This window comes from Scandinavium lactucae (genome assembly GCF_033843265.1).
GTDB classification, from domain to species: domain Bacteria; phylum Pseudomonadota; class Gammaproteobacteria; order Enterobacterales; family Enterobacteriaceae; genus Scandinavium; species Scandinavium lactucae.
The window spans coordinates 966445-979423 of the sequence record NZ_JAWXRD010000040.1; the positions used below are offsets into that span (position 1 = coordinate 966445).

10 protein-coding genes are annotated in these 12979 nt (G+C 56.6%); 9 read left to right on the forward strand and 1 reads right to left on the reverse strand.

Translation table 11 applies throughout. The annotated features are described in order from the left end of the window. Window positions 1-68: 68 nt before the first annotated feature. Window positions 69-1025, forward strand: coding sequence for a VirK/YbjX family protein (locus SIK69_RS22365; protein ID WP_319787148.1), 957 nt, complete (start codon window positions 69-71; stop codon window positions 1023-1025). On the opposite strand, the gene SIK69_RS22370 is transcribed toward SIK69_RS22365, so the two are convergent. Next, window positions 1022-2680 (reverse strand): ATP-dependent endonuclease, encoded by a 1659-nt coding sequence (locus SIK69_RS22370; RefSeq protein ID WP_319629802.1) that lies wholly within the window; start codon window positions 2678-2680, stop codon window positions 1022-1024. The two genes, SIK69_RS22365 and SIK69_RS22370, sit on opposite strands and share 4 nt — an antisense overlap. Window positions 2681-3078: 398 nt before the next feature. Between SIK69_RS22370 and aqpZ the strand changes: the two genes are divergently transcribed. The 8 genes from aqpZ (at window position 3079) to SIK69_RS22410 (ending at window position 12969) form a co-directional block, all read left to right on the forward strand. Beyond that, window positions 3079-3774 (forward strand): aquaporin Z, encoded by a 696-nt coding sequence (aqpZ, locus tag SIK69_RS22375; RefSeq protein WP_319629801.1) that lies wholly within the window; start codon window positions 3079-3081, stop codon window positions 3772-3774. 125 nt (window positions 3775-3899) lie between these two features. Continuing rightward, window positions 3900-4799, forward strand: a complete 900-nt coding sequence (locus SIK69_RS22380) for a LysO family transporter (RefSeq protein ID WP_319629800.1) — start codon at window positions 3900-3902, stop codon at window positions 4797-4799. A gap of 146 nt (window positions 4800-4945) precedes the next feature. After that, the gene (gene hcp / locus SIK69_RS22385) at window positions 4946-6598 is read left to right on the forward strand and encodes a hydroxylamine reductase (protein ID WP_319787150.1); all 1653 of its coding nucleotides are present in this window, start codon (window positions 4946-4948) and stop codon (window positions 6596-6598) included. Window positions 6599-6608: 10 nt separating this feature from the next. Beyond that, the gene (hcr, locus tag SIK69_RS22390; protein WP_319787152.1) at window positions 6609-7577 is read left to right on the forward strand and encodes an NADH oxidoreductase; all 969 of its coding nucleotides are present in this window, start codon (window positions 6609-6611) and stop codon (window positions 7575-7577) included. Window positions 7578-7662: 85 nt separating this feature from the next. Further along, window positions 7663-9381 (forward strand): ubiquinone-dependent pyruvate dehydrogenase, encoded by a 1719-nt coding sequence (gene poxB, locus SIK69_RS22395; protein WP_319787153.1) that lies wholly within the window; start codon window positions 7663-7665, stop codon window positions 9379-9381. A 38-nt stretch (window positions 9382-9419) separates the two neighbouring features. After that, on the forward strand, window positions 9420-10427 hold the full coding sequence (ltaE, locus tag SIK69_RS22400) for a low-specificity L-threonine aldolase (RefSeq protein ID WP_319629796.1): 1008 nt from the start codon (window positions 9420-9422) through the stop codon (window positions 10425-10427). A gap of 1 nt (window position 10428) precedes the next feature. Continuing rightward, the gene (locus tag SIK69_RS22405; protein ID WP_319787154.1) at window positions 10429-11859 is read left to right on the forward strand and encodes an SDR family oxidoreductase; all 1431 of its coding nucleotides are present in this window, start codon (window positions 10429-10431) and stop codon (window positions 11857-11859) included. A gap of 96 nt (window positions 11860-11955) precedes the next feature. After that, entirely contained in the window at window positions 11956-12969 is a 1014-nt protein-coding gene (locus SIK69_RS22410; protein ID WP_319787155.1) for a 3-beta-hydroxysteroid dehydrogenase, read from the forward strand. Window positions 12970-12979: the final 10 nt, after the last annotated feature.

Consider the following 12979-nt stretch of genomic DNA (forward strand, 5'->3'; position numbering starts at 1 on the left):
GACTCGTTGTGTCGACGTTGAAGAAGCCGTTGATAAAGTCGGCTTTTCAATCCGGCAAGGCTCTCCAAATGTCACTCAACGCAGAACTTTCTTATTCAGAACAACCGACCCCAAAAACCGGCTGGCAACTGTTTCGCCTGTTGAGTAGCGGCCAATTGATGCCGGGGCTGGCGTGGAAAAATCCGTCCTATCGCCGCAAATTTATTCTGCGTTCACTGGCGACCCCGTTCACGACTGCCACCCTACTCTCACGCCTGGCAGCGCTGCCGCAACTGCGTGAGATGTTACAGGTGCAACCGGGTTTACCGTGCCGCCTGCATCGCCCATGGCTGTCAATGAACATGCCGCGTCAGAATGCTGCGCAGGCGCTGATGTCGCACTATGAAATCATGGCCGAGCACCTGCCAATGCCGGTGATGAATGCCTGGCTGAGTCGCCGGGGCGTAACGCTCGCGACCCTGACTGGACGTGATGAGCAGGTCTTTAGCATCCGCCTGCTGTGCGATGCGTTTCTCGATAAAGAAGGCGAAGCGACGCTGGTATTCAGCGATGCGGAAAACACCGTGCTGGCCGAGCTTACTTTTACCTTATGTGAGTTCAACGGCAAGCAAACGATGTACATCGGCGGAATGCAGGGGGCGAAATCGCACGTCCCGCATGAGCTGATTCAGGGTGCGACCAAATCCTGTAACGGCCTGTTCCCAAAACGTCTGCTGGTGGAAACCGCAATGGTGCTGGGCCAATTGATGAAGGCAGAAGTCATTCGCGCGGTCAGTAATGAAACCCATATCTATCGTAGCGTTCGCTATCGTCGTAAAAAACAGGACAAGCTGCATGCGGATTACAACAGCTTCTGGGAATCACTGGGCGGCAGCCTCGACACCAACGGTGATTATCTGCTGCCGCTGACCATGCCGCGTAAGCCAATGGAAGAGATTGCCAGCAAAAAACGGTCGGAATACCGTCGACGTTATGAGCTGCTCGACGGCCTACAGGCGCAAACCGTCACGGTATGCCAGCGCTAATCTGCCCGCCCGCGTGCCAACCATAGCACGCGGGAAAACATCTTACGCAACAGCACAGGAACGGCTTCCACCCCGCGTCGCCCCGCCTCCATCGCCACCTCAATGGCCAGATCCGGTTTTGACGAACGGTGAATCGCCTTGATGATTACCCGTCGCATATTCATCGGGAGCCCTTCCGGAATTTGCGCCACCCGGTGATAAACGTCATCGAAGCCCTGGCGATACATAAAATGCTCCATATCGAGCGCCGGGAGCGTGGTCAAATGCTGACGCTCCAGCTCCCGGTCGTTATTCAGCAGGCCGCGCACCGTGGCAGCGTACTTTTTCCCGGCCTCGTCGCCATCCACCAGCACATGCCATTCAATGCCCATCCGCCGGGCGAACTTGATCAGCGGTTTAAGGCCTGACTGCGCGAACTCGATGACTTTAATCCCTTCGGCATCGAAGTGATGACCGCACTGACGCGCCAGCTCGTTGATCACCCAGGTTTCAGTCTCGCCCTCTACCAGCAGCCAGCAGCGGGCAAACAGCGATGAGGCCCGATTAAAGCGAATATGAAACGCGATGCGCCGCCCGTCTTCCGCGCTCAGGCCGTCCGGCCCCAGACGCCAGGTGGCAACCCGGGAGGAGTCGCGCACCAGACGGCAGACATGCTCCACCGGGGTCATCGACAGCAGTTCGCCGGAATTGGTAGTGGTGATGCGCTGGAGCGGCAGCAGGTTGAGCAGATTCCAGGCCACCGACAGCATAATCGGATGCAGCCGGGTCTCCGGATCTTCCACCAACAGCAGCGGGCGTGCGTCTTTATCGAGCCGCACCGTGCCTTTGGCCTGTAACAGCGTGGAGAAAAGCCCGAGCAGGATCACCCGATGGCTGCGCCCGCCGGGTTTGTCGATCATCCGGTTGATGATATCGAGGTAACGCCAGCTGCGCTGCTCGTCATGCGAGCGACGCCGCATCAGGCGATGGCGCGATTGCACGGTGCCTTGTTCGGAAAAATAGTGTTCCAGCAGTTGCACCATCGCCGATAAACCCTGGCGAATCTGACCATCGGATAAATTTTGCGGGCTGGTGACCAACTCGCGGGAGAGAAAATCGAGCTGACGGGCGGTGATTTCGACGTCCGGCACGTTCGGCACCGTGCCGTTACGGATCCGGCGCATAAAGCGGGCATCACGCAGGCGAAGCACCGGCATCAGGCGCACCAGATGCTGCGCCTGAGTATCAATATCCTTGAGCGGCAGCGGACGGCCATTGCCATCAATAAAGCTGCGCAGGGTCATCACGCTGCCGTCTTCCGCCAGTTCGCCTTCCAGCCGGTAATGAATGCGCTGATACTCGTCCGGCCCCGGCACCCAACACGCGTCCAGCGGGCGATAGCGGCGCACGCGATGGCGGCCAGGCTCTAGCTCGCGAAAGGTGAGGATGATATGCAGATGGTGTTCGCGACCCAGCACGTCCCCCGGCGGGAACCAGAAGTCTTCGCGCACAAAATGGTAGAGCTCAGATTCAGGCGACAACAACAGGGTCAGTGCATCCAGCAGGCTGGATTTACCCCATGCGTTTTCACCGATTAAGACATTGTTCTGTTCCAGCATCAACGATAAGCGGTTGATGCCGCGAAAGCCCACGATTTCCACTCTTTCGAGAAGCATACGCCCTCCACCTGAAAAGTTCCCTTTCGTTAACAGGAGTATAGCGGCAGGCGACGGGTGGTGATACCTGAAACAAAGTCAGGTGATGACAAAAAACGCCCGTGATATTTACCAACAGAAACTACTAGCGAAATAATTAATAACCACTCGCGATAAATTTATTCTTACATCAGAATTAACTGGCAAAAAATAATCTATACTCATTTTACCTCAACTACGTGCAAGGAATGACCAGACATTAACTTAAATCAATAGTAGTGGCTTTATTTCACTGGTGAAGGGATGGCGTTAGTTCTTAAAATAACGGTTCTTAATTATGTCGTCTTCCCTTTGTGGCGATAAATAATGTCCGGTGCAGAATTTCCTGACACCGTCACTGTTATTTCTTTGAGGTGGTTATGTTCAGAAAACTGGCTGCAGAATGCTTTGGTACATTCTGGCTTGTATTTGGTGGTTGCGGTAGCGCAGTGCTGGCGGCAGGTTTCCCGGAATTAGGTATTGGTTTCGCGGGCGTGGCACTGGCATTCGGTTTAACCGTGCTGACCATGGCTTATGCTGTCGGCCATATTTCCGGTGGTCATTTTAACCCAGCAGTGACCTTGGGTCTGTGGGCTGGCGGTCGTTTCCCGGCTAAAGACATTATTGGTTATATTGTGGCTCAGCTCATCGGCGGCATTATTGCTGCGGCAATTCTGTATCTGATTGCCAGCGGTAAAACCGGCTTTGACGCGGCGGCAAGTGGTTTCGCCTCTAACGGCTTCGGCGAGCACTCCCCGGGCGGCTATTCGATGCTGTCTGCTATCGTGATTGAAATCGTGCTGACCTGTGGCTTCCTGCTGGTTATCCTCGGCGCAACCGATAAACACGCTCCGGCGGGCTTCGCCCCTATTGCCATCGGCCTGGCGCTGACCCTGATCCACCTGATCAGCATCCCGGTAACCAACACCTCTGTGAACCCGGCACGTAGCACCGCGGTGGCTATTTTCCAGGGCGGTTGGGCGCTGCAACAGCTGTGGCTGTTCTGGGCGATGCCAATCATCGGCGGCATCCTCGGCGGCGTGCTGTACCGCACTCTGCTGGAAAAACGCGATTAATCATTAGTGATTTTTCTAAAGGCCTGGCACTGCCGGGCCTTTTCTTTTTTCTCCCCGCTTTACTCCCCTCCGCGGTTTCGGTAGTGTCAGGTGCGCTTTTGACACTATTAAGGACCTGACCGTTCATGTTTTCGGGACTGCTGATTATTCTTGTGCCGCTGATTGCCGGCTATCTGATTCCACTGCGTCACCGTTCTGCCCTGCAGTTGATTAACCGCCTGCTGAGCTGGATTGTTTACGTTATTCTGTTTTTCATGGGCATCAGCCTGGCCTTTCTGGATAATCTCTCCAGTAATCTTCTTGCCATATTTCATTATTCAGCGGTCAGCATTGTGGTTATTCTGCTGTGCAATATTATTGCCCTGCTGTGGCTCGAACGAACGCTCCCGTGGCACCATAACCATCAGCAGGAGAAATTACCCTCACGAATTGCAATGGCTCTGGAATCATTGCAGCTGTGCGGCGTGGTATTACTCGGTTTTCTGTTGGGGCTTACCGGCTGGCCCATTTTGCAGCACGCCACCGAAGCCAGCGAATATACCTTGATATTCCTTTTATTCCTGATTGGTATCCAACTGCGAAACAACGGCATGACCCTGAAGCAGATTGTCCTTAATCGTCGGGGAATGATTGTGGCAGTGGTTGTGGCGCTGAGTTCACTGTTTGCCGGGGTGATTAACGCCTTTATTCTCGATCTGCCGCTGAAAACCGGCCTGGCAATGGCCTCCGGTTTTGGCTGGTATTCGCTGTCCGGTATTTTAATGACCGAATCTTTCGGGCCGGTGATTGGCAGTGCCGCCTTCTTTAACGATCTGGCACGTGAACTGATTGCTATTATGCTGATCCCGGGTCTGGTGCTACGCCATCGTTCCACCGCGTTGGGGATTTGCGGCGCGACCTCGATGGACTTCACCCTGCCGGTATTACAACGTTCCGGCGGGGTGGAAATCGTGCCTGCGGCCATCGTGCATGGCTTTATTCTGAGCCTGCTGGTGCCGCTGCTGATGGCCTTTTTCTCCGCCTAATCTACCTCTCTGGCGGTAGGTCTCCTGCCGCCAAAATTGCGTTAAATCAATCTCCCGCTAAGTTGCCCGATAATTCCCTTTTCAGCACTGCATCACAGGCTTACCCTTAAACATGCATTTTATATATAACTTTAAAAGGTGTGACCATGTTCTGTGTGCAATGTGAACAAACCATCCGTACTCCCGCCGGAAACGGCTGTGCTTACGCCCAGGGTATGTGCGGCAAAACGGCACAAACCTCTGACCTTCAGGATCTACTGATTGCCACTCTGCAGGGGCTGTCAGCCTGGGCGGTGAAAGCCCGCGAGTTGGACATCATCAGCCATGAGGTCGATAGTTTCGCCCCGCGCGCCTTCTTCTCCACTCTCACCAACGTCAACTTTGATTCCCCTCGCATCGTGGGCTACGCCCGTGAGGCCATTGCCCTGCGCGAATCCTTGAAAGCACAATGCCTGGCGAAAGATGCCCGTGCCGCGGTGGATAACCCGATGGCCGATTTACAGCTGGTGAGCGATGACCTCGGCGAGTTACAGCGCCAGGCCGAAATGTTTACCCCGAACAAAGATAAAGCCGCCATTGGCGACAACATTCTTGGCCTGCGTTTACTGTGCCTGTACGGCCTGAAAGGCGCTGCGGCGTATATGGAACACGCCCACGTGCTTGGCCAGTACGATAACGAGATTTATGCCCAGTACCATAAAATCATGGCCTGGCTCGGCACCTGGCCTGCGGACATGAATGCCCTGCTGGAATGTTCGATGGAAATCGGCCAGATGAACTTTAAGGTGATGAGTATTCTGGATAGCGGCGAAACCAACGCCTACGGCCATCCCACTCCGACGCAGGTCAACGTCAAAGCGGTAGCGGGCAAAGCGATTCTGATCTCCGGCCACGACCTGAAAGATCTCTACAATTTGCTGCTGCAAACCGAAGGCACCGGGGTGAATGTCTATACCCACGGCGAAATGCTGCCTGCACATGGCTACCCGGAGCTGCGTAAATTCAAACATCTGGTCGGCAACTACGGCAGCGGCTGGCAGAACCAGCAGGTCGAATTTGCCCGCTTCCCGGGCCCAGTGGTGATGACCTCCAACTGCATTATCGACCCGACAGTGGGCGATTATGATCAGCGTATCTGGACCCGCAGCATCGTCGGCTGGCCAAACGTCAGCCATCTTGAAGGGGATGATTTCACCCCGGTGATTGAACAGGCGCAACAGCTGGCGGGCTTCCCATATAGCGAAATCGAGCACCTGATCACCGTCGGCTTTGGCCGTCAGACGCTGCTTGGCGCAGCGGATACGCTGATTGATTTGGTCAGCCGTGAAAAACTGCGTCACATCTTCCTTGTAGGCGGCTGTGATGGCGAACGCACCGAACGGAGCTATTTCACCGATTTCGCCACCAGCGTGCCGGACGACTGCCTGGTAATGACCCTCGCCTGCGGGAAATACCGCTTCAATAAACTGGATTTCGGCAACATCGAAGGCCTGCCGCGTCTGGTCGACGCCGGACAGTGTAACGACGCCTACTCGGCAATTATCCTGGCGGTGACGCTGGCTGAAAAACTGGGCTGCGGCGTGAATGATTTGCCGCTGTCACTGGTGCTGTCGTGGTTCGAGCAGAAGGCCATCGTTATCCTCCTGACCCTGCTGTCACTTGGAGTGAAAAACATCGTCACCGGCCCTACCGCGCCAGGCTTCCTGACCCCTGACCTGCTGGCGGTGCTGAACGACAAGTTTGGCCTGCGTTCGATTACCACCGTTGAGCAGGACTTACAGCAGATGCTGTGCGCGTAAGGAGACCACGATGACTATGCCCACTTCTCAATGCCCGTGGCGGATGCAGGTGCATCACATTCAGCAGGAAACCCCGGATGTGTGGACCCTGTCGCTGCTCTGTCACGACCATTATCCCTATCGCGCCGGGCAATATGCGCTGGTCAGTATCCGCAATACGGCGGACACGTTGCGCGCCTACACCCTGTCTTCTACGCCCGGCGTGAGCGAATACATCACGCTGACCGTGCGGCGAATTGATGACGGGAAAGGCTCGGAATGGCTGACGCGCGAAGTGAAACGCGGCGACTATCTGTGGCTGTCCGATGCGCAAGGGGAATTCACCTGCGACGATAAACCTGACGATAAGATGCTTTTGCTGGCGGCAGGCTGCGGCGTTACGCCGGTGATGTCGATGCGCCGTTGGCTGGCAAAATATCGTCCGGACACCGACGTGCAGGTGATTTTTAGCGTGCGTTCACCAGAAGATGTGATTTTTGCCGACGAATGGCGGCAGTATCCGCTGACCTTGGTAGCAGAGCATCACGCCGCCCACGGGTTTGTCGCCGGACGCCTCAGCGCATCAATACTCGAAAGCGTGCCTGATCTCGCACAACGCACAGTAATGACCTGCGGTCCGGCCCCCTACATGGACTGGGTGGAAGAAAATGTGAAAGCGCTGGGCGTGACGCGTTTCTACAAAGAACAATTCTTCACCCCGGTGGCGGAAGCGGCAACCAGTGGACTGAAAATCACCACCCTGCAACCGGCGAAAGCATTTTATGCGCCGGTCGGGACTACACTGCTGGAAGCGCTGGAAAGCAATCACGTGGCGGTCAATGCTGCCTGTCGCGCGGGCGTGTGCGGCTGCTGCAAAACCCGGGTGGTCAGCGGGGAGTATCGCGTCACCAGTACCATGACGCTGAGTGAAGAAGAGCAGCAGCAGGGCTATGTCTTGGCCTGCTCCTGCCATCCGCAAAGCGATTTGGTTCTGGCCTGACACCTGACCTGATTAATCGCCCCGGGCACTCCAGTGAGTTTCATCTAAGCTTGTAAGCGGTATCACAAAAAGGAGATGGAATCCCATGAAACAAACAGTTGCTTCTTATATTGCGAAAACGCTTGAACAAGCCGGGGTAAAACGAATCTGGGGTGTGACGGGTGACTCCCTGAACGGGCTGAGTGACAGCCTGAACCGCATGGGCACGATTGAGTGGATGCCGACGCGCCATGAAGAAGTGGCCGCCTTTGCCGCCGGGGCTGAAGCTCAGCTTACCGGCGAACTGGCGGTCTGCGCCGGTTCCTGTGGGCCGGGCAACCTGCATCTGATCAACGGCCTGTTTGACTGTCATCGCAACCACGTGCCGGTAGTGGCGATCGCCGCCCACATTCCGTCCAGCGAAATTGGCAGCGGTTATTTTCAGGAAACCCATCCGCAGGAGTTGTTCCGCGAATGCAGCCATTACTGCGAACTGGTTTCTTCCCCGGAGCAAATTCCGCAGGTGCTGGCGATTGCGATGCGCAAAGCGGTGCTTAACCGTGGAGTATCAGTGATTGTGCTGCCCGGGGATGTCGCGCTGAAAGCGGCTCCGGAAAGCGCCAGCTCCCACTGGTATCACGCCCCGCAGCCGGTAGTGGTGCCAGAAATGGAAGAACTGCGCAAGCTGGCCCAACTGCTGCGCTACTCGAATAATATTGCTCTCCTGTGCGGCAGCGGCTGTGCCGGGGCGCATAAAGAGCTGCTGGAATTTGCCGGAAAGCTGAAATCACCGATTGTCCACGCTATGCGCGGCAAAGAGCATGTCGAATATGACAACCCGTACGACGTCGGCATGACCGGGCTAATCGGCTTCTCATCCGGGTTCCACACCATGATGAACGCCGACACCCTGGTGCTGCTCGGCACCCAGTTCCCGTATCGCCCGTTCTACCCCAGCGATGCCAAAATCATTCAGATAGACATCAACCCGGCCAGCATCGGGGCGCACAGCAAAGTAGACATGGCGCTGGTCGGCGATATTAAGGCCACACTCGCGACGCTTACCCCGCTGCTGGAAGAGAAAAACGACCGGGCGTTTCTCGACAAAGCGCTGGAGCATTACCGCGATGCGCGTAAAGGACTCGACGACCTCGCGAAGCCCAGCGAGAAAGCCATTCATCCGCAGTATGTGGCCCAGCAAATCAGCCACTTCGCCGACGATGATGCGATCTTCACCTGCGATGTTGGCACCCCGACGGTATGGGCCGCGCGTTACCTGAAGATGAACGGCAAACGCCGCCTGCTCGGTTCGTTCAACCACGGATCGATGGCCAACGCCATGCCGCAGGCGCTGGGTGCGAAAGCGACCATGCCGGACCGCCAGGTGGTGGCGATGTGCGGCGACGGCGGTTTCAGCATGTTGATGGGCGACTTCCTGTCGGTGGCGCAGCTAAAACTGCCGCTGAAAATCGTGGTCTTTAACAACAGTGTGCTTGGCTTCGTGGCAATGGAAATGAAAGCCGGAGGCTATCTGACCGACGGCACCGAACTGCACGACACCAACTTTGCGCGCATCGCCGAAGCCTGCGGCATTACCGGCATTCGGGTGGAGAAAGCCGCAGACCTTGATGAAGCGCTGCAACAGGCCTTCAGCACCGACGGGCCGGTACTGGTCGATGTGGTGGTGGCGAAAGATGAATTAGCTATTCCACCGCAGATTAAACTTGAGCAGGCCAAAGGATTCAGCCTGTATATGTTGCGCGCGATCATCAGTGGACGCGGGGATGAGGTTATCGAACTGGCGAAAACCAACTGGCTCAGGTAAAAAGAGAGGCATAACCCTGATGGAAAAAAGGAAATGCCGTGATCGATTTACGTAGTGATACCGTTACCCGCCCTGGGCGCGCCATGCTGGAACAGATGATGGCCGCCCCGGTCGGGGACGATGTGTACGGGGATGACCCGACCGTGAATGAACTGCAACGCTACGCGGCGGAGCTGGGCGGGAAAGAAGCCGCCCTGTTCCTGCCGACCGGCACACAGGCTAACCTGGTGGCGCTCCTGAGCCACTGCGAACGTGGCGAAGAGTACATCGTCGGTCAGGGGGCGCATAACTATCTGTACGAAGCAGGCGGTGCCGCAGTGCTCGGCAGCATCCAGCCTCAGCCAATTGATGCCGCCAGCGATGCGACTCTGCCGCTCGACAAAGTCGCGGCCAAAATCAAAGCCGACGATATTCACTTCGCCCGCACTAAACTGCTCAGCCTTGAAAACACCCACAACGGCAAAGTGCTGCCGCGCGAATACCTGAAACAGGCGTGGGAATTTACCCGTGAGCGCGGACTGGGCCTACACGTTGACGGGGCACGTATCTTTAACGCCATCGTGGCCTACGGCTGCGAGCTGAAAGACGTGACCCAATATTGCGACTCCTTCACCATCTGCCTGTCTAAAGGCCTGGGCACGCCGGTCGGCTCCCTGCTGGTCGGCAACGCCGATTACATCAAGCGCGCCAATCGCTGGCGTAAAATGACCGGCGGCGGGATGCGCCAGGCGGGCATTCTGGCAGCGGCGGGTCTGTATGCGCTGAAAAATAACGTGCAGCGTTTGCAGGAAGATCACGACAATGCCGCGTGGATGGCGGAACAGCTGAAAGCCATTGGGGCAGACGTGATGCGCCATGACACCAACATGCTGTTCGTGCGCGTCGGTGAAGACAACGCCGCCGCCCTGGGCGAACATCTGCGTGCCAACGGGGTGCTGATCAACGCCTCACCGATTGTGCGCCTGGTGATGCATCTGGACGTTAATCGCCAGCAGCTCGAAGAGGTGGTTGGTCACTGGAAATCATTTCTGAACCGTAGGGGCTAACGTGCAGACAATTCTGGTGCTTGGTGCCAGCGGCTACATTGGCCAGCATCTGGTCACCGAACTCAGCGCGCGCGGTATGACCGTGCGGGCTGCGGCACGCAACACGGATCGTTTACAAAAGCTGGCGCTGCCTGGCGTCAGCTGTCATCCCCTCGATCTCAACTGGCCCACCGAACTGCCCGCCCTGCTGGACGGCGTAGACACGGTCTATTTTCTGGTTCACGGCATGGGCGAAGGCGGCAATTTCGTCGCCCATGAGCGTCAGGTGGCGCTCAATGTGCGCGATGCTTTGCGCCAGCAGCCGGTGAAACAGATTATCTTTTTAAGCTCGTTGCAGGCCCCGGAACATCAACAGTCTGATCACCTGCGTGCGCGTCAAATCACCGGAGAACTGCTGCGCGAAGCCGGTATTCCGGTCACCGAACTGCGTGCGGGCATTATTGTCGGCGCGGGATCGGCGGCATTTGAAGTCATGCGCGACATGGTTTACAACCTGCCGGTACTGACCCCACCGCGCTGGGTTCGCTCCCGTACCACGCCAATTGCGCTGGAAAACCTGCTTTTTTACCTGGTGGAATTGCTCCATCATCCGGCAGAGCAACATCGCGTTCTCGAAGCCGCCGGGCCGGAAGTGCTGAGCTATCAGCAGCAGTTCGAGCATTTCATGCGGATCAGTGGCCGTCATCGTCTGCTGATCCCCATTCCCTTCCCCACCAGTTGGATTTCGGTGTGGTTTTTGAACGTCATTACCTCTGTGCCGCCGACCACCGCCAAGGCGCTGATCCAGGGACTAAAACACGATCTGCTGGCAGATGACACGCCACTGCGAGCGCTTATCCCGCAGCCATTGATCTCCTTTGATGAGGCGGTCAAAAGCACGTTGCAAGAAGAACAACAGCTGATGAACTCCAGCGACTGGGGCTATGACGCCCAGGCGTTTGCCCGCTGGCGGCCAGAATATGGGTACTTTCCAAAGCAGGCGGGCTGTACCGTCAGTACTTCCGCCAGCCTGGATGCGCTGTGGCAGGTGGTCAATCGTCTTGGCGGCAAAGAGCGTTATTTCTTCGGCAATATTCTGTGGGATATCCGCGCCGGGATGGACCGCGCGATCGGTCATAAGCTGGCGAAAGGTCGCCCGGCACGTGAAATGCTGGAGACCGGCGATGCGGTGGACAGCTGGAAGGTTATCATCGTCGAGCCGCACAAACAGTTGTCGCTGCTGTTTGGCATGAAAGCACCGGGGCTGGGCCGCCTGAGTTTTACGCTAAAGGATAAAGGCGACCATCGCGAAATCGACGTGCGCGCCTGGTGGCATCCGCACGGTATGCCAGGCTTATTCTATTGGCTGCTGATGATCCCGGCGCATCTGTTTATTTTTCGGGGCATGGCGAAACGAATTGTGACGCTCGCCGAAGAAATCACGCGCAAATAGCGTAATCAGGGATGATTCTTCGCAGTTTCTCATTGCAACTCAGCGTAATTCACGGAAAAATGCGCACGAAATTCTTTTCAAACACAGTGGATGGATATGAAGGTCTTGGTCACCGGAGCCACCAGCGGTTTAGGCCGTAATGCGGTGGAATATCTGCGCCGTAAAGGCATCAGCGTCAGAGCAACCGGTCGCAATGAAGCGATGGGACGGTTGCTGGAAAAAATGGGCGCTGAGTTTGTCCCGGCGGACTTGACCGAGCTGGTGTCATCGCAGGCAAAGGTGATGCTCGCCGGAATCGATACCCTGTGGCATTGCTCCTCTTTCACCTCCCCGTGGGGCACCCAGGAAGCGTTCGATTTAGCCAACGTGCGCGCCACGCGTCGTCTGGGCGAATGGTCCGTGGCCTGGGGGGTGCGCAACTTTATTCATATCTCATCCCCGTCGCTCTATTTTGATTATCACCACCATCGCGACGTCAAAGAAGATTTCCGTCCGCAGCGTTTTGCCAATGAATTTGCCCGCAGCAAAGCCGCTGGCGAAGAGGTGATTAAACTGCTGGCGCAGGCCAACCCAAACACCCGTTTCACGGTGCTGCGTCCGCAAAGCCTGTTTGGCCCGCACGATAAAGTGTTTATTCCGCGTCTGGCGCAGATGATGCACCATTACGGCAGCGTACTGCTGCCACGTGGCGGCGCGGCGCAGGTGGATATGACCTATTACGAAAACGCGGTACATGCGATGTGGCTGGCGAGCCAGCCGCAGTGTGATTCGCTGCCGTCAGGCCGGGCATATAACATCACCAACGGCGAGCCGCGCAGCCTGAAAAGCATCGTGCAGAAGCTTATCCACGAGCTGGATATTCACTGCCGCATCCGGTCGGTGCCGTATCCGATGCTGGATATGGTGGCCCGCAGCATGGAGCGTTTCGGCAATAAAGCGGCGAAAGAACCCTCTTTCACCCACTACGGGGTGTCCAAACTGAACTTTGATTTCACTCTGGACATCAGCCGTGCCGAGCAAGAGCTCGGCTATCAGCCGATTGTCACCCTCGATCAAGGGATCGTGCAGACCGCCCACTGGCTGAAAGATCACGGGAAACTGCCGCGCTAACGCTCAGCCT